The following is a 17,888-nucleotide window of genomic DNA, read 5'->3' on the forward strand; positions in this document are numbered from 1 at the left end:
AGGGGACTTTAATATCGATTATGAAATGATGAAGAAGTTTGCAAGAGCAAGTAAGAATAGAATGATTGCAACACCGGAACTCATCCATAGAATATCCTGAAAATCCATCTTCATGTCAGCCAGTTTGTCTTTATTTAGCAACGAACTTCACTCCCTTGAAGATTTTCAATAAATCCAATGACTTTAAAGAGGGAAAGGTCCAATTTCGGATTGTCTGATGTGGAGCAATTGGAACACTCAATTTGATTGACATTCATCGTGGAACGGAATTCATTCTCACAACGAGTACACTCCAGTATATGTAAATCCTTATCCTTTCCTTTGCGATCAAATTGGATTCGCTCTCTTCCCTGATTAATATAGCTCATCATATTCTCTCCCGTCGAATGTTATTTAGTACATATTTACCCGATGTAGAGAACATAAAACGTGATTTATTTGATTTCTTGAAGAAAATGATCGTACAGAACATTGCCGAAGCCTCTCTATGCTACAATGATCACAGACTATCGAAGGGAGGCGGCGATATGATTAATCATCCGGCAGGGTTTTGGATCCGGCTAGGCGCAGGAATAGCAAATGGGTTCTTTATTAACCTTCCACTACTTGTCCTTTTCGCTATTGTGACGGACGAATTCAACCCCGATGATCCAATTGTTTCATTACTTATGTTTCTCTACTTTCTACTGACACCCGTCTTTTGGAAGGGGTACGATGTAGGGAAAAAGACAATGGGCATACGAATCGTGAAGAAAGATGGTAGAAACGTACATATAGGAAATATGTTGATGCGAAACGTGGTTGCCGCAATATTTTATCTGATCACTTTCGGTTTCGGTGCCCTTCTAAGCGCATTCTTCGTCATATTCCGTGATGATAAGCGTGCGATCCATGACTTCATTGCTGGAACGTATGTAACAAAATCGTCTCCTGAGGAAATGCCCCTGTAATGGAAAATGAAAAACAACCAGCCTCGGCTGGTTGTTACAATCGTTTCTCCATAAAATGCTGACTCTTCCCCTTCGGAAAATCCTTAAGCACACCAAACTCCTTGTACCCCATCTTCTTATAAAACGTCGGCGCCTGGAAGCTGAACGTGTCGAGCATCACTAAACGGCACCCTTTTTCCCTCGCATACTCTTCTGCCTCGTGAAGTAATTTCGCCCCATATCCACCTTGTCTGTAATCCTCTGATACCCAAAGAAAATCCACATGGAGATGGTGCCAGAACATTTGACCGGTCACACCACCAACGATTTCCCCCTCATCATTACGCATGACAAAACTGACCTTTTCAAGGGGTGTTTTCGTTTCTTCATCGATTTGGGACATATTGTACTCAATCAATTTTTGCCGTATGTAATCACTGTCTTCTTGAACCCACTGCTTCTTGATTTCCATCTTCATTCCTCCTCTATCACTCTATTTTTCCTGAATATCCACCCCCAGTCAATTCCCTTTTTTGCCAAAATGATGTTTAAACACTTCCTCAACCGTTTATATGAAAAGTAAGAAATTCATAAGGAGGAGTTCCATGTCTTTAAGCAAAACGCTCAATGTGTTGGAAAACTTGTACTTACAGAAACCCGATAAATTACTGACGGTCTACTTAAACACGGACCGGAGCGATCCTGATCAGCAGGGTGGCGAGTGGAAGATTGCCCTTAAGAACGGTTTTAACCGGCTCGAAGAATATCTCGAAAGTGCGCCTGAAGAACAAGAACGTCTTCAAGCGATCCGACCGAAAGTGGAAAACTACGTGCACAGCCTGGAGCGCGAACTGCCACGAAGCTTTATCATCTTCGCTTCAGCGGACAGTGGAATCTGGGAGACATTCGAGCTTCAAGTCCCGGTCGAAACGAACTTCTACTGGGAGGAGAATCCTCATCTCGATCAGCTGAAATCCCTTCATAAGAAATATCCTTTAACGGGCCTTGTCCTACTTCAGCAAAATCAAATCAAGATAGTCACCTCCACGTTCGGTGAAATCCAAACCAGTGAGTTCATGGAATTCGATTTGGAAACCGATGACTGGCGGAAACATGAAGGACCCCATCATGCGGATGTCAGCATGGGAAGCGGCGGCGGGAAAGCCAATCAGCAGGAAGAGTTCGAAAACCGCCTGAAGGCCAACCAACAGCGCTGGTGGAAGAGTCTCGGCAGCCTCCTCGACAAAAAGGCCGCGGATGAAAAATGGGAACGGATCGTCCTCGTAGGGGATAAGGAAGAAGCCGCTGTCTTGGAAGAAAGCATGAATAAAGAAGTTCATGAAACCATCGGGAAGAATTTATTGAATGAGAATGAGCATAAAGTAGTGGAGAAACTGTTGGCATAATCATAGGGTCCACCGTCTTTCGTCAGGACGGTGGATTTTATATATCTGTCGTTTTGAAGTTTTTCATGCCGCTTTTCCTGGTTTATCTGCCCCACGTTCATTTTATCTGCCGTTTCTAATTTTATCTACCAAATCCCCGATATATCTTCTAATCTGCAGAATTCACGCATATCAATAATATCTCTAAAACAATTTCCTCTAAACAGGCACACGCCCCCCTTTCCTTCATACACTGACATAAGGAGGTGTGTGTCCGTGCTTTCACGTATAAAATGGTTATCGTTTTCGATTGAATTATTTCTTGCTGTACCCATCTTTGGGAATATCGCCGGAGAATCCATTCCTTTTCTCCTCTGTTTAATAGCTCTGTGGCATGCAAGCGTTCTGTATATTTCAAGGTCGGAAGATCAGCCGATCCTCAGTAGTATCCTTGGAATTCTTGCTTCCTTCCTGAATTTCTTCCCGGTCATTCGATTGATTGCCCATGCAATCACTGCAATTGTCCTTATTTTTGAAATACAGAAGGCTCCCGGGATGGAGTGAATTGAAAAAGGATGATTCTCGAAATGAGAATCATCCTTTTTCAAATTTATTACTGCACAACTCCGCCGGCATTCACGTACCTTGCGTTAAACTCCTGAAGGAATTGATTCGTGATGGCATCATCATGGATGATAAGCATGTTTTCATCATTTACGTTATTGCCGTTTTCACTCCAGTTGGTGGACCCGACCACTACCGTTGGATCGCTGTTTGTGTCTGCATCGATCAGCATCGTTTTGGCATGCAGCTTGCGGCTTTCGTTCGCTGCGTACACTGGTGCCGGATTTGCCCAGCGTGTGTTAGGGTTATTCGTACTCGTTTGCGAAGCTGTTCTTCCTGTCATTTCTATACTTGCCGACCACCATTGATTCCAGAAGCTTGGGTCGAATAAGCCCTTTACATCAAAGCCTGTCAGCGTCCCCTGATTATCCACATAGCTTCCTTCCCATTTGTTCTTCAATTCATCCACTAATGCCTGATCACTCCAGGCGAAGATGGTGAAGTATGCATTCTCGTCCGCTTCTGTTTTTACAAGTTCCGTCATGCGTCCGACAGCGTCATCACCAGAAGAGAAATAAATTTCTACCGTATCCTCACCGATTGTAAGAGAATGAGGTGTGTTATCGATTTTACGGGTGCTGAAATTTGAAACGGTATTATCAGGGGTTGTTGTCCCGCTCCCCCACATTTCTTCGAATTCCGTTTTGTATATTCCAGCAAGTTCCGGAGAGTGGACTTCTACAACATGCTGTTGGTTTCCGTCCAGGATTCCCTGATTCATGTTTTCTTCTGAGCCATAAAGTCCTGTCACTGTATAGTTCCAGCTGCCCGTAAAGACCCATTCCCCATCGATCACGGCAAATTTGTTATGCATTTGATTGCCGGGAGAATAGTAGCTGTCCGTGTCTTTGTATTCCCCTTCCACAAACATATAGCCGGTTGTAGCTGTGCTTCCGACTGTTACATTTCGTTGTGGAAAGTCTGTGAAACTTGCCGGCAGATCGTATGCCGCCCGTTTCGTTGGATCTTCTACGACAAACATAGGCGAATCCGATAAGATATGGGCATCATCACCTGTTCCGACTACGCCATCCTGACCGCGGACAAGCTTTTCCAAATATAAGCGCATCGTTTCATAACGTTCAGTATAATGAGGGTCCGTTGCGTCCTTTGCATCGGCAAGAATACGCACGTCTACCCCTTGTGCTGCTTTATTCATCAACGCATCGATCACTCGTGGTAAATTGATTTCATAAGTGGCCAAATCAATGGATGTCGTGGCCGCGTTTAAACGCTTCAGCAAGCGATCCTCAAGATTGACATTGTAATTCGCTTCATTACCAGGCATCGCATATTGAGTCGAAGCACTCTTATTGAAATAGACGTTGATCGCGCCAAGTTCCTCACTCACGTTCGTGAGGGATTCACTGCCACTACCGGACGCAGCCGTATTATTAGCAGCTTTGGGTGTTCCAAATCCACCTTCATATGACGTCGTTGCGGTACTCCAATTCGTAGAAACGGTTCCGCTGAAAGAGGAATCGATTCGTGCCATTGTAGCTTTCGTCGTATTATCCCCTGCATACCAGCTGTTCACTTCATCGATCACAGCGCCTGATGCGTCTTTTAAATACAGAACTTCATTGGAATTCCCAAGGCTTCCTGTATAAATCTGATCGGCTGCTACGTTCGAAATCGTGCTGTCGCTTGTTCTTTCAAGTAAAAAATAATCCTGTGCCGGGACCGTTCCACTTAAGGCAATGCTCGGTGATCCATCCTGTGCTTCAAGCACCCATCCATCCAAAGACAGATCGGCTGAGGCAGGATTATGTAATTCGATCCATTCATTGTTATAGGAGCCCGTTGTACCCATCCAGGCCACTTCGTTGATGACAGCGGACTGAGTCGCAGCTTCCGCACGTTTGTTCCACTCACCCTGAGGTTGAACCAATCCTCCAGTCAGTAAAAACAGCATACTGATAATCGATAATGATACCTTTTTTGTCCTCATACCCTTTCCCCTTTCATAATACGAATATATAAGAATGATTACAGTACAAGTATATTTTGTCGCATTTTGTAATGTAAGGGGAGAATGGACATGACTTTTCTTATAATTTTGTAAATTTTATAAATTACATGTAAACAGCTAACACTATATCCCTATGATTCTTACTATATTTACTACTTTTTTCACACTTCCCCGAAAGAAACACCTAATTTTATTGGAATGAACTTCTTTTAGGTATAAAGAACCAAAAAAGCAAAGTCCTTTTCAGACTTTGCCTTTACAATTCATATTCCCACTCATCCCTCATCTCCAAATACAGAAGAAGAAGCGTATCTTCCAACTCATTATACGTTTTGCCTTCCATGTTGAGCCCAAGTTTCGGGAAAAGAATATCCGCCAGTTTTTTGCTCAGCTGATTCCGCTCCGACCTTGGCAGCTGCGAAAACCTGTTGGCATATGTTTTTACCAGACTCCATTCTTTTGTACCAAGCTGTTTAAGCGCCCACGCTTCCACTGACAGATCTTCTTTTCGAAGACCCCGGTTACGCATTTCCTTTTCAATAGCTATTTCTTTTCGTTTACCTTTCACACGCCTCTCATGAACGACGATGGTTCCCGCTACGATATCCCCCACGCGCTTATGCTTTGAATGAAGGAAGATCATGATCATTCCAAGGAAATACGAGGCCGGCAGCATATCGATGATTCTTAATAGATTGCGGATGAAGCAGGAGAGGAGTGTCACACTGTGACCGTTCTCCTGCATCACACGAATCCCGAGCAGTCGTTTACCAAGCGTCTTTCCACCCCAGAAATATTCCAGGGCGAAGAAGTATCCCCAGTTCAGGACAAACAGGGCAACGATGGCGACTCCCCACAGAGTTGAGTTGAGTTCGAACAAATAGAAGCCAAATGGGCTGTTGTTACCCGTGGTAGCGAAAAATAGGATTACTACAATGAGAATATTGAGGATGCTTAAGATAATTTGATCCATCATCAGAGCAGCTGCCCGGCTTCCTAAACCAGCTGGCTGGAACTGCAGGGAAACATATTCGGGGGTCTTGATATCCACTTGTCCTTCTTGCATCGATAGCCCTCCTTTTGGTTGAATTTACCTTTAACAGTTTCTATTTTTTTCTAAACTTACTATAATAAGAGATAAGAAAAATAAACAAGTAGGTGTCACAATGAATGTGAAGCAATTTGTCAAACAGCATCGGGACGATTGGAAGGCACTTGAAGATCTCCTCGGAACCCTTCGCAAAAAGAAGAACATGACGGGAAGCTCCATCGATCAGTTCAACCGCCTCTATCAAAAGGCTGCTCAAAACCTGTCTTACAGCCAGACGTATTTTCCCAATGAAGAAGTGACCGATTATTTGAACGGACTTGTGTCGAAATCTCATAATCTATTATACAAGGATCAAATCTCCAGTGGAAAACAAGTCAGGCATTTTTTCTCCACCACGTTTATCGGACTGCTTCTCGGGCAGTGGAAGTTCATTATCATCGCCATGATGCTATTTACGGTTGGTGCCATTGGTGCCTTTCTTTCCGTGATGAATGATCCCCTTCACCTTTATTCCATCCTGCCGCCAGAAATGTCACAGGGAGTGGATCCGGGTAACCTGGGGAAAAGTGACGGTCAGGTCGATTCTTCCATCATGTCCGCGGGCATCATGACCAATAATATTCAAGTGGCGTTCCTGGCTTTTGCAGGCGGTGTCACATTTGGTTTATTAACGGTCTATATGCTGGTGTATAACGGAATCATTGTCGGTGCCCTTGCAGCCGTCTTCTGGCATCAGGGTATGAGTTACGAATTCTGGGCGTACATCGTGCCCCATGGGATGATCGAGCTTACGGCCATCTTCATCGCCGGCGGAGCGGGACTGCTGATGGGCTATAAGCTCTTTGTTCCAGGACGTTTCACCCGTGGATATCAATTAAAGGAACAGGCGAAACGCTCCGTCCAGCTTCTCCTGGGCACGATTCCGCTGTTCGTGATCGCAGGAATCATTGAAGGCTTCATCACACCGGCCGCGATTCCACTTGGTGCAAAATATATGGTTGCCCTGTTGACGGTCATCGGCCTGCTCCTGTACATGATCGTCGGTAAACTTCGCCTGAACAAGGTAGTCCTACACTAACCCGCGGTTCATCATATCGATATAATGCGAAACGGCGGTACTTGCCAGTTTCTCTTCACGGGCCTCCACCATCAGGAGGCCCTGTTTCTCCCACTTTGCCTTCTCCCTCTTCTTGACAAGCATCTGTTTCTGGGCCATGCTTTTCATCATTGACTTGATGTCGTCAACAGGCTCCGCTTTGATTTGCTTCATCAACATCTCATCTTCTATCCCAATCATTAAAAAGAGATGCTGCCTTCTTAACCTCTGAAGATAATATAGAGCGTTATCTTCATGGAGGAATGTATGGATGTCACTGAATAATAGCAGCAGGCTCCGCTTCTTCTGTACGGTCTGAACATAATGCAGGACTGCAGCATAATTGGATTCTGCGGCGTCCACCTCAAGATTGTAAATGCGGTTGAGAATCGTCTGCAGATGTGCCATCCCTTTGGCAGGGGGAATATAAACCTTCACCGTCTTACTATAGGCAAGAACCGACACATAATCCCCGTTCTGAAGTGCAGCGGCTGCAACGGTCATGGCAGCTTCAAGGGATTTTTCCAACCGGTTCCCTTTCTTTAGTTCTGCCCCCATCATTCTTCCACAATCAATGAGAATCGTAATATACTTTCCATGTTCAGGCTCGTATTCGTTCGTCATCACTTCTCTTAGCTTCGCCGTTTGACGCCAGTTGATCTTTCTCGGGTCATCCCCGACGACATAATTCCTGATCTTCGAGAACTCCCCTGCACCACTCTGCTGCTTCCTGATCTTAACTCCTTCGTACAATAAAAACCGCTGGGCGTCTTCCAGGACCTTTCTCGTTTCGGTGAGATCCGGAATGACTTTCACCTGGTCATGACTTTCCACCGTTTTTTGTTTCTCCCATAAGCCGAGGGGACTTCTGTAACGGAAGTATAGTCTGTTCAATACGTAGTCTCCTCTGACGGGTGTTATCACTTCATAGGACCCGGTCCCGACTGAATGGCCGTGAAGAGGGCCTTTCAGGGGTAAGGACGTTTGAAAACTTTGAGGTGTCCCGTCCAGAAGGCGAAACGTCATATCACGGGGAGAGTTGTTCGTTATTTCAAGGCCAACCTTGTAAGTAAGACCCCTCTCCATTTGGTCAGGGATGCTCCGCTTCACCTCGATTTCCTTTTTTGAGGGAGAGGTTAGTAGATCAAATAGACTCAATCCAATAAACAAAGCATTCGATACGAAGATCCATGTCCATGTCAATCCGATCAACGTCCCCACTAACAGGAGAGCTGAAAAGCCCGCATACACCAGCAAAAGCCTTGACGTAGGAAGGATCCCTTTATCTTGGAACAGTAATCGACCCAATAAGCTCCTGGATGACTTGGTCAATGGTCAGTCCCTCCAATTCTACGTGCGGCGATAGCTGTACCCGATGTCTAAGAGCCGGTCTTGCCACCATCTTGATATCATCCGGTGTGACGTAGTCCCGTCCTGACAGATAGGCCCACGCCCTTCCTGCTTTCCCAATGGAAATCGCCGCTCTTGTGCTCGCTCCGAAACGGATGGATTCCGTCTCCCTGGTCTTCCTTACAATCTGCATGATGTAATCCAACACTGCATCACTCAGGGTGACTTCCTCTATTTCTTTTCTGATGGATAAGAAGGTGTCAATATCGAGTACAGCCTCCACTTCACTCCTGTCAACATGGTTCTCAATCACTTGTTTCAAGACAGATTTCTCTTCTTCAAATGAAGGGAAGTCAATAGTGAGCTTGAACAGGAATCGGTCCTGCTGGGCTTCCGGAAGTGGATACGTCCCTTCGAATTCAATCGGATTCTGTGTTGCCACGACAAAGAATACCTCTTCTAGGGAATACGTCGCCCCCTGGATCGTCACTTGCTTTTCTTCCATGGCTTCCAGTAATGCAGCCTGAGTCTTCGCCGGTGTCCGATTGATTTCATCGGCTAAAAGGACATTGGTGAAGATCGGTCCTTTGATCGTTTGGAAGCTGTTATCCTTCATGTTATAGATGGTACTGCCTGTTATATCACTCGGCAATAGGTCCGGGGTGAACTGAATTCGGTTAAAGCTTCCCCCGAGTAAATGGGACAGGGTCTTCACCATCTGGGTCTTCCCGGTCCCGGGCACTCCTTCAATCAATACATGCCCTCCTGCCAGAATGGAAGACAAGAGGAGTTTAAGATTCGTCCCCTGCCCGATGATGCGCTCTTCAAATTTCTCCATTAAGGATGTGATTTCTGGTTTCAACGATCCTCCACCTCTTTCCTGAATATCTCAATCTTTTTCGACCATAATACATATTCCTGCTTACTGATTCGTTCTCTATTTAACAGACCTTTCATTCCTGTTAAGAAAGCATCGATTTCCTTGCCTGAAACAGCGGGTAATCTTCTTTCCAATGGGCCTTTCAATTCTGACCATTCTTTACTCGTTGGGATCCCCCAGCGTTCCTGGAACAGAAGCCTTATATAATCCGACTGAATTAGAAGAGATGCCTTGTACTGTTTCCCTTTCAAATACCAGGCTGAAAGGGCTTTGATTCGTTCATCACTGAAACGGACCATCTCTTCCCGGGGCACAAGGATGCTTCCAAACCTTTTCCCCTGCATCCACAGCGTCAGAAGGATAAAGATCGCCAATTGAAGGAGGAGAAGCAATAGCCACGCAGGATAGAGGGTCGTAAGGGTTGCCCCGCTTTCTCCGCCGTGGAGATATTCATCGATCAGGATGGGGCCATCACTCGCTTCCCCGTTTTTTAACAGGAGGAGAATCATGGACAGGTGATCCTTCTTAAGAATATTCCCATTCGTCATCCACGCCGGAGTGGTGGAGACAATCAATTGACCTTCCCCCACCTCAGACTTGTATGCAATCGTTCCTGACACATCGTCCAGTAAGACCGTATCACCGTCAGCCTCTTCCAAACGGACGTCCGATAACATTTCGGCTTGATATGTATGACCATCTCCATCACGGATGACGGAACTTCCTATCCCCTCACCGCCGGGGACGGCCTTCGTACCGAACATCCCTTTCGGATTGTCCATTAGTAGAAGGATGGTATTTCCGCTCCTCATGAAATCCTCGTACTCATCCATCTCCTGTTGATCCGGAATGGTGAACGGCCCTGCCATGATTAACAGCTGTCCGGTTCCTTTTTTGTTTAGACGATCCGGCGAAAGCGTCCAGCGCCGAACCGATTCTCCTTCATCATCCAAGTACGTATACAGTGCTTTCAATCCCGTAGGGGAAGGGGATTCCGATACATATGCCGGATACTCCTTCAGCTTCTCGGGAGAAACAATGACCCCGATCCCGATGAATAAGCCAAGAATCCCCAGGAGCCACATCCAAGCTTTAACCGTTGACTTCAATGCTCATTCCTACCTCCTTTCTCTTAAACTGCTCGTCTATGAATCTTCACTCTCCAGGAAGCCTTGTGCTTCCTCTTTATAGTGAACATACTCCTCTTCCGTTACATCACGTTCACCATAGGCAGCCTCGTCGAAAAATAGGGCCAGCCGGAAAAATCGATCCGCCCACTTTTGATTCACTTTGCGCAGTTCGTCGTAATATTCCCAGTTCGTTTTCCACACCCTTGCCTCCAGATACTCCTTTTCATGAAAATAAAGCAGCAGTGCCAGGAACATGTGACGGGTCGCTTTCGAATAGTTCCCAACAGACTCCTGCTTCTCGGCCTCCTCTAAGTGTCTTGAGTAGGACCATTCCATCTCATTGAGGGACTGCAGGGGTTTATTGCTACGGAACTTCCTCCTTCTCACTCCGTTCTGGAAAGCCTTAAAGGCGAACAACAGGAGGATGACCACGACGAGCACAATCAATATGATCAAAATACCGGATGCACCACTGCCTGTCGGTTCTAGTGCCGGATTGATGTTACCGAGTAGCTCCCTGATCCATTCCTTCGCTTTCTCCCACCAGCCGGCGAACAGTCCCTTATCATTGCTCAAATAGGCCTGGTATTCATCTCCATCCAGGATTTCCTCAAGTCGATCCCTTGCTCTGTCTTCATTCAACAATTTCTTCACCTAGCTTTCAGATCAAAAGCCCGGAACCCCGGGCCAGACTGGTTAATTCCTTGATTAAATCGTCGTATAGTCATCGATCATTTCATTTAGATCATCTGCGTCATGTCTTGTTTTCAGATCAAAGAAGATGACTCCGAACGCGACAGCACCAAGCATTGACGTAAATAACGTGACCACGTTGATGATCATTCCGTAGAGGACACTGTTCCCCAATACGAGGCCAAACGTGAACTCGAATGCCGTATTGACAATCCCGATGATCAATCCGAATACAATATATAATCCAATGATGGTAAATACACGCTTCTTCGTCAATCTCCAGCTTCTTCCGAGTCCTGGAGCATCCTGCTCGATCGCTGCTGCTCCCAAGTAGAAGCTCCAACGTGTCAATAAATAAGCGATGATGAGAGCGAAGACCAAAAACAGGATGATCGCAGTGACGATGACACCGACACCCGGTTCAAGGAGTGCAGCACCGAATACTCCCGCAAAGATACCTGAAACAACCGGGATGAATATCAATCCGAAAACAATTAAATAGAATAGAATGCTGCTTCCGATGACCGGCCAAAACCGTGAGAATGCTTCCTTAAGGACAAGCTTCACTGAATAATCTTCATTTTTCCTCATATGATTCAGGCTGAATAATATGGCGGCTTGAGCAATCGGCGTAAGGATCATGGTGATCAGCCCTATAAGACCCGTACCCATTTCCGCCGCCAGGTTCACTTCCTGCCCGGGTTCAGTGGTAATCTCTCCCGAAAAGCTGTTGATGATCCCTTCAAACCAGGTCTCTCCCGTACCGACGGTTCTAAAGAAGCTGACACCTGCCGCCAGTTCAATGAGTGCCTGCAGCAAATATACAGGCCCAAGTAAAACAAGGAAAATGAGGAAAAAATCTTTAAAGCGGTTCTTGCTTAATCGAAATGTGTGATCCAGAATTTCACCGAATCTTTTTGGTTTGCTGAATTGAGCGTCCATGTTCTGATCCCCCTACTAATCTCTTTTTTCAAAATTTGACAATATATCGCTTATTTTATCATTATTCCTCCTCCAAATGATGAAAATTTTGTCATTTCTCTACACTTGTTTCCGAACGGCAACTACTTTACATGCCTATGGTCGTTTTCCCATTTCATGTCCGTCTCAAAGTGGTTATCATCTTTCTATACGAAAAAGTGACCCAAAAGTTTTCACTTTGGGTCACTTTCTTTTATTATTTCGCTAAATCATGTTTAAAGGCATAGATGACAGCCTGTGTCCGGTCCTGTACGTCAAGCTTTGAGAGAATATTGCTCACATGGGTCTTCACGGTTTTCAGTGCGATGTACAGCTCATCTGCGATTTCCTGATTGGTTTTTCCCTGGGTCATGAGAAGAAGGATTTCGAGTTCCCTGTTCGTCAGCTCCTCATGTGGATGGGAAACGGTCTTCTGTCTCATCCGGGTCATCATCTTCCCCGTTACTTCGGGCTCAAGGATCGACTGTCCGTTATAGGTTTTACGCACCGCTTCTGCAATCTCACTTGCTTTGGAGGTTTTCAGCATATAACTGACTGCCCCCGCTTCAAGTGCGGGATACACCTTATCATCATCCAGGAAGCTGGTGACGATGATGATCTTCGCATCCGGCCACTTCTGTATGATTTCCTTCGTCGCCTGGATGCCATCCATTTCTTTCATTACAAGATCCATCAGTATGATGTCCGGTCGAAGTTCAAGGGCCAGTTGGACCCCTTCCTTACCATCGGATGCTTCCCCGACGACATCGATATCCACCTGGGCAGACAAATAGGAAGACACCCCGATCCGCACCATTTCATGATCATCGACAAATACTACTTTAATCATTCTTTTCACCTTCATTCTCCACTACGGGAACCTTCACTTCCAAGCGGGTCCCCTTATTCGGTACACTGATGATTTTAAACGTACCACCGATTTCAATGGCCCGTTCCCTCATATTTTGAAGCCCATAAGAGCTTGTCACCTTTGATTCATTCACGTCAAACCCTTTGCCATCGTCCACCACCCTCAAGATGATGATGGATTCCCTCTTAATGAGACGGATGTCCAAAGACGTCGCCTTGGCATGCCGGAGCGTATTGGATACGGATTCCTGCAAGATCCGGAACAGATGATCTTCAATGCCTTTATCCAATGACATGTCTTCTATCTTCCATTCAATTTCGAGAGGTACCTTCTGAGCTAATTCGACCAATAGCTCCTTCATTCCTTCTTGCAGGTTTTTACCTTTTAACGCCACAGGGCGAAGGTGGAGGAGCAGCGCCCTCATTTCAAGCTGTGACTGATGAATCATCTGCTCGACCATACTTAGCTGTTTTTCTTCATGCGGGGTTCTGTGAGGGGAGGATGTCTCCGTGATGGCTGACATGAGCATCGAGGCGGCGAACAGCTGCTGACTGACAGAGTCATGAAGCTCTCTTGCTAATCGGTTCCTCTCCTGAGATACGATTTCCTGGATTCTTTTTTCCTGTTCCTCGGCTTTTTCATTGGCAAGCTTCTGTGAGTAGCGGGCTTGATCGGTAAGGTGCTTCCCTAATGCGTCTACTTTTTTCCACACCTGTTGCACCTCGGGAGTCGCCGTTTCAGGGATCGTGATCGCCCTTCCCTGTTCTACATGGTGAAGGGCATCTTCCATTTCTCTAAGCTGTCGCTTATCCTTTAAGCCTGTCCTGATGCCAAAGACGATCCCTATCAGAATGCTGACAACCAAAATAAAGCCTGCTCCAGGTATATCCATGATTTCTACTTCCCATAAGAGCGACCAATCCTGTAACGGATACAAATAAAAGAAGGAAAGCGATAAAAACATCACCATGACAAAGGAAAAAAGAATACCTGCAACGACCTGCTTACTGACCGTACTCATATCCTTTTCACCTCAAGATCCCCGATCCACATGGAGGTGATGATCTTCACCCGCTGAACGGACTCATCATATCCCGGTGTCTGATAATAAAGAGACTGATTAATTGCTTTCGGTTCCACTTCTTCAAAAATCTCGATGGATCCTGCAAGGACGGAGTGATGGATACTCACTTCCACATCATACGGAATGAGGATCTCGATATTCCCGAGTATATTCCGAATAGACACAACGGAAGTCCCTTTCGGCAGCACCGTATTCCCGACATCAATGACCGAATCGCCGATCACGCCCTGGATGTTGATATCGTTCCACTCATACACATGATCCGGCGTCCGCTTAGGACCGAACCATTCATTTTGCAGGGCGGACTTCTTCATCATCAGTGGTTCATGTGTTTGTGTAAAGGTCTCTTTAATGGTCGGTGAAATGTACTTAGGATGTTTCTTGGAATCGGCAAATCTCACGATAATAAAAAGGAGAATGCCGAATAATAAAAATTTAAAAGCCACCGTATTGAAGATATTGATGGCAAGACTGATGATCCCAAACCATAACAGAATCTTCCCCGACGTTCTCGGCAGCTTCTTACGCCCAATATAAATACAAAAGGTCGCTATGGATAGAAAGACGAGAACCCCCCCATCATAAAAAGACACTTCCAGCAGTATCAAAAGTGTACCGATTAAAATGATCCAGCTGATTCCGTCAGAGCGTAGTCGATTGAACATGAGGGGTTCCTCCTTTCTGGTTATGTATATTCTTTGCTCATATAGTTGAATGTGAGTTCAAATCTGAGGTTAAAACGGGGTGAACCCATCATGAGTTCCCCCTGTTTTGACATTATCAAGTATTTACTAACCTAGAATACCATGTTTCAGGAAGGAATGGCTTCCGTTTCCTCATTTTTCATGTCTTTTTCTAACTTGGCGATTTTCGCATCAATCGTGTTTCGGTAATAGGAAGAATTCACTCCATGCTCCAGTTGATCTAAGTATGTCTCAATTTCATCAAACTTAGAAAATGCCTGATTGTTATACCCTGAAGATGATTCCAGGACAGAATTCATTTTATTATGGGCACGTGCGATATTCTCCCTGCCCATCAACTCCATGCGCTTGATATACATATCTTTCAGCTTGTGCTTCATCTCTTCGTATTTTCGCTCAAGCTCTTCAAGCTCTTTTGTCGCTTGCAGCTTGGATTCCTGGATACGCACCGCACGCTCTTCATAGTATTTTTGTTCCTGCAGGGCAAATTCATACAAGCCTTCTTCATTCGCTTTGGAAGCTACCTCCGCCTGATACTTTCGTTTGTCAGCAAGAACAGACGCCTGCTTATATTCTTTTTGGAACTCTTCTTTTAATAGATACTGTCTTTCTACAAGCTTACTTACTTTTTCCACTTCCTGTTCACATTGTCTTAAATAGTGGTTCAGGACGGCGATGGGATTTTTCCTTTCCTTTTTATCTATCGCTTCGTGAAGGTCGGACATGACGGTATTTTTCATTCGTTGAAATAAGTTTGCCATTGTATGATCTCTCCTTTAGTTTTTTAATTGGGACCATTCTCTTTCAAAGTTCGTGAAAGGGTCAGATGATTTTTCTTCTATGATAACTTCTTCTTTTTTCCAATTTTTATAAATTACATACAGTACGTACAGAGCGACCAACCCGATAATCGCCGGGAAGTTTGATACAGTTGCACTGAATGCTGCAAGACCGATCAACGCCCACAGGATCTTTTTACCCGTTGAATCTGTTTTGATGAAGCCTTTGAAGCTGTAGTACATAATCGCTAAAGAGATCGCCAGACCCACAATCGGTCCTAAATTGGCAAGCAGCACAATCGCTGCAATCCCTCCAGCTAAAAGCAATCCGAATCTCTTCATATGTTGTTGCCTCCTTTCTTCTTCATGTCTCTATCCTACCTATTTTCCGGGTTCTCCATAACGAGCCGGAGCTTTATTTTCGTATCAGACTTGAGGCTTAGAGATGGTAGGACCGGGCGTAAATGAGGTTGTGGTCGTTGCGGGAGAGGATGCGGGTTTTGTAGCATTCTAGAAGAACGGTCGGTACCTGCAATCAAGACAAAGGTCCGTCCCTCAAATACAGGGACGGACCTCAATCCATATCTTCATTTAGTTTGTCAGTTCAAGGAATTCTTCTACATCTGCCTTGCAGAGGTTGATTCCTTTTTCCCAGAAAGCTTCTTTGGTGATGTCTTCTCCCAAATGCTTCATGGCGAGCTCTTCCACGTTCATCACGGCGGTGTCCCGGAGCAATGCCATGTATTTCTCTTCATAGCTCTCGCCGGATTCCAGTGCCTTGGCGTAGATGCTCAGTGAGAACAGGTAGCCGAATGTGTATGGGAAGTTATAAAAAGGCACTCCTGTAATATAGAAATGGAGCTTCGATGCCCAGAAACGCGGGTGGACCTCTCCAAGGGAGTCCCCAAACGCTTCCTTCTGGGCTTCCACCATCAAACCGTTCAATGTTTCCACAGAAACGATTCCTTTTTTTCGTGCTTCATAGAAACGGGTCTCGAATAAGAAACGCGCGTGAATGTTCATGAAGAAAGCGACGCTCCGCTGCAATTTATCTTCGACGAGGGCAATCTTCTCTTCCTTGTTTTTGGCTTCCTTCACAGCTGCATCTGCCACGATCATTTCTGCAAAAGTAGATGCGGTTTCTGCCACATTCATGGCGTAATTACGATTCAATGTATGCATCGGCTTTAGCGCATAAGAATGGAATGCGTGTCCCAACTCGTGGGCAAGGGTCGATACATTCGACATCGAGCCCGAATAGGTCATAAAGATCCGGGATTGATCACTTAACGGGAACGATGTACAGAAACCACCTGGCCGTTTTCCTGCACGATCTTCCGCTTCGATCCACTCATCCTCAAATGCTTTCTTTGCAAATCCAGCCATTTCATTGCCAAAACGGGAGAACTGCTTCAGGATAAACTTCGCGCCTTCGTCATAAGACATGGTGCTCGTCGACTCTGCCACAGGGGCATCTAAGTCATACCAATCCAACTTCTCCTTACCGAGTAGTTTCGCTTTGCGATCCAGGTACTGTACGAAAGGCTTTTTGTTTTTCGTGATGGCACCCCACATGGCGTCGAGGGTTTCCTGTTTCATTCGGTTGTACTCAAGGGGCTCTTTCATCAATTCGTCCCAGCCCCGCTTTTTATAAACATTCAAACGGAAGCCTCCCAGGTGATTGAGGGTTCGGGCAAAGAGTTCCTCATTCTCTTCCCATGCATCCTCCAACTTGTCAAAAACCTCTTTGCGGGTCCTTGGATCCGGACTTGAAAGGAGATTATTGGCTTGCCCCACTGACAGGTCCTTCCCTTCATGATTGATATTCATCGCCCCGACGATTGTGTCATACATTTGCCCCCAGCCGTGATAGCCGTCGACCGCCAATGCTTGAATCAATGACTCTTCCGTGCTTGAAAGCTTGTCTTTCGCTTTTTGTCTCCACTCATTCAGCACAAACTTGATTTCACTGAGCCGATCGTGCTGAAGCAAATCCTCCCAGACTTGTTCCGGACAATCGGACAATTGCTGCTGAAACTTTGTGAATGTTGAAGAAAAGTCGGCACTCAAGGATGTGACCTCACCTCTTAAGGAGTCAGCCTTCCTGTCATGCATGTTCTGAGCTTCAAGACAACTGACGAAAGCACCTGCCTGACGGAGGTACATCATTACTTCCTTCGCTTCTTCAATCAGATTCCACACGAGCTCAGCATCATTCGGCGATTGAGGCGGATGAAAAGCAAGTGCGTTCTCTGCGAAATCTTCTTTCTTTTTCCCTAACGTATCAAGATGCTGCCGGAATTCCTGAGAATCACTTCCACCTTTGAAAAAAACATCTAAATCCCAAACATTTGAATATGTATGTGTTGTATGGTCCATA

20 protein-coding genes are annotated in these 17,888 nt (G+C 45.6%); 4 read left to right on the forward strand and 16 right to left on the reverse strand.

Annotated features, from left to right (window positions below; genetic code table 11):
- Positions 1-18: 18 nt before the first annotated feature.
- A complete protein-coding gene (locus tag SLH55_RS04860; RefSeq protein WP_257474994.1) occupies positions 19-141 on the reverse strand; it encodes a hypothetical protein in 123 nt (40 codons plus the stop codon).
- Positions 135-368 (reverse strand): hypothetical protein, encoded by a 234-nt coding sequence (locus SLH55_RS04865; protein ID WP_320322830.1) that lies wholly within the window; start codon positions 366-368, stop codon positions 135-137. The genes SLH55_RS04860 and SLH55_RS04865 overlap by 7 nt, the downstream gene beginning before the upstream one ends.
- A gap of 159 nt (positions 369-527) precedes the next feature.
- On the opposite strand from SLH55_RS04865, the gene SLH55_RS04870 reads away from it, so the two are divergent.
- A complete protein-coding gene (locus SLH55_RS04870) occupies positions 528-950 on the forward strand; it encodes an RDD family protein (protein ID WP_219167773.1) in 423 nt (140 codons plus the stop codon).
- Between the two features lie 34 nt (positions 951-984).
- On the opposite strand, the gene SLH55_RS04875 is transcribed toward SLH55_RS04870, so the two are convergent.
- Positions 985-1,401: a GNAT family N-acetyltransferase gene (locus SLH55_RS04875; RefSeq protein WP_320322831.1), complete on the reverse strand. Its 417-nt coding sequence runs from the start codon at positions 1,399-1,401 to the stop codon at positions 985-987.
- A gap of 133 nt (positions 1,402-1,534) precedes the next feature.
- On the opposite strand from SLH55_RS04875, the gene SLH55_RS04880 reads away from it, so the two are divergent.
- Positions 1,535-2,335, forward strand: coding sequence for a VLRF1 family aeRF1-type release factor (locus SLH55_RS04880; protein WP_219167776.1), 801 nt, complete (start codon positions 1,535-1,537; stop codon positions 2,333-2,335).
- A 255-nt stretch (positions 2,336-2,590) separates the two neighbouring features.
- On the forward strand, positions 2,591-2,878 hold the full coding sequence (locus tag SLH55_RS04885; RefSeq protein WP_320322832.1) for a hypothetical protein: 288 nt from the start codon (positions 2,591-2,593) through the stop codon (positions 2,876-2,878).
- A gap of 49 nt (positions 2,879-2,927) precedes the next feature.
- On the opposite strand, the gene SLH55_RS04890 is transcribed toward SLH55_RS04885, so the two are convergent.
- Both SLH55_RS04890 and SLH55_RS04895 read right to left on the reverse strand, forming a co-directional pair.
- Positions 2,928-4,889, reverse strand: a complete 1,962-nt coding sequence (locus tag SLH55_RS04890; RefSeq protein WP_320322833.1) for a phospholipase D-like domain-containing protein — start codon at positions 4,887-4,889, stop codon at positions 2,928-2,930.
- Between the two features lie 277 nt (positions 4,890-5,166).
- Entirely contained in the window at positions 5,167-5,976 is an 810-nt protein-coding gene (locus tag SLH55_RS04895) for an RDD family protein (protein ID WP_320322834.1), read from the reverse strand.
- Between the two features lie 100 nt (positions 5,977-6,076).
- Between SLH55_RS04895 and SLH55_RS04900 the strand changes: the two genes are divergently transcribed.
- Positions 6,077-7,039: a stage II sporulation protein M gene (locus tag SLH55_RS04900; protein ID WP_320322835.1), complete on the forward strand. Its 963-nt coding sequence runs from the start codon at positions 6,077-6,079 to the stop codon at positions 7,037-7,039.
- Here the strand turns inward: SLH55_RS04900 and SLH55_RS04905 are convergent.
- The 11 genes from SLH55_RS04905 to SLH55_RS04955 all read right to left on the reverse strand — a co-directional run bounded on the left by SLH55_RS04905 (position 7,031) and on the right by SLH55_RS04955 (position 17,887).
- Positions 7,031-8,389: a DUF58 domain-containing protein gene (locus SLH55_RS04905; protein WP_320322836.1), complete on the reverse strand. Its 1,359-nt coding sequence runs from the start codon at positions 8,387-8,389 to the stop codon at positions 7,031-7,033. The two genes, SLH55_RS04900 and SLH55_RS04905, sit on opposite strands and share 9 nt — an antisense overlap.
- The gene (locus SLH55_RS04910) at positions 8,340-9,269 is read right to left on the reverse strand and encodes an AAA family ATPase (RefSeq protein WP_219167783.1); all 930 of its coding nucleotides are present in this window, start codon (positions 9,267-9,269) and stop codon (positions 8,340-8,342) included. Before SLH55_RS04910 ends, SLH55_RS04905 begins: the two co-directional genes overlap by 50 nt.
- Complete coding sequence (locus SLH55_RS04915; RefSeq protein ID WP_320322837.1) at positions 9,266-10,396, reverse strand: DUF4350 domain-containing protein; 1,131 nt, start codon at positions 10,394-10,396, stop codon at positions 9,266-9,268. Before SLH55_RS04915 ends, SLH55_RS04910 begins: the two co-directional genes overlap by 4 nt.
- A gap of 36 nt (positions 10,397-10,432) precedes the next feature.
- A complete protein-coding gene (locus SLH55_RS04920; protein WP_257474997.1) occupies positions 10,433-11,059 on the reverse strand; it encodes a DUF4129 domain-containing protein in 627 nt (208 codons plus the stop codon).
- Positions 11,060-11,125: 66 nt separating this feature from the next.
- Positions 11,126-12,052, reverse strand: coding sequence for a hypothetical protein (locus SLH55_RS04925; RefSeq protein WP_320322838.1), 927 nt, complete (start codon positions 12,050-12,052; stop codon positions 11,126-11,128).
- A gap of 235 nt (positions 12,053-12,287) precedes the next feature.
- Complete coding sequence (locus SLH55_RS04930) at positions 12,288-12,920, reverse strand: response regulator transcription factor (protein WP_226671812.1); 633 nt, start codon at positions 12,918-12,920, stop codon at positions 12,288-12,290.
- On the reverse strand, positions 12,913-13,962 hold the full coding sequence (locus SLH55_RS04935; protein WP_320322839.1) for a sensor histidine kinase: 1,050 nt from the start codon (positions 13,960-13,962) through the stop codon (positions 12,913-12,915). Before SLH55_RS04935 ends, SLH55_RS04930 begins: the two co-directional genes overlap by 8 nt.
- Positions 13,959-14,690: a cell wall-active antibiotics response protein LiaF gene (liaF, locus tag SLH55_RS04940; protein WP_320322840.1), complete on the reverse strand. Its 732-nt coding sequence runs from the start codon at positions 14,688-14,690 to the stop codon at positions 13,959-13,961. The genes SLH55_RS04935 and liaF overlap by 4 nt, the downstream gene beginning before the upstream one ends.
- A 146-nt stretch (positions 14,691-14,836) precedes the next feature.
- Positions 14,837-15,490, reverse strand: coding sequence for a PspA/IM30 family protein (locus SLH55_RS04945; RefSeq protein ID WP_320322841.1), 654 nt, complete (start codon positions 15,488-15,490; stop codon positions 14,837-14,839).
- A gap of 15 nt (positions 15,491-15,505) precedes the next feature.
- A complete protein-coding gene (locus SLH55_RS04950; protein WP_219167796.1) occupies positions 15,506-15,850 on the reverse strand; it encodes a flagellar basal body rod protein in 345 nt (114 codons plus the stop codon).
- A gap of 249 nt (positions 15,851-16,099) precedes the next feature.
- Positions 16,100-17,887 carry a M3 family oligoendopeptidase gene (locus tag SLH55_RS04955; RefSeq protein WP_320322842.1) on the reverse strand — a complete coding sequence of 596 codons (1,788 nt, stop codon included), beginning with the start codon at positions 17,885-17,887 and terminating at the stop codon, positions 16,100-16,102.
- Position 17,888 lies beyond the last annotated feature (1 nt).

Source organism: Rossellomorea sp. YZS02 (genome assembly GCF_033963925.1).
In the GTDB taxonomy this organism is placed as follows: Bacteria; Bacillota; Bacilli; order Bacillales; family Bacillaceae_B; genus Rossellomorea.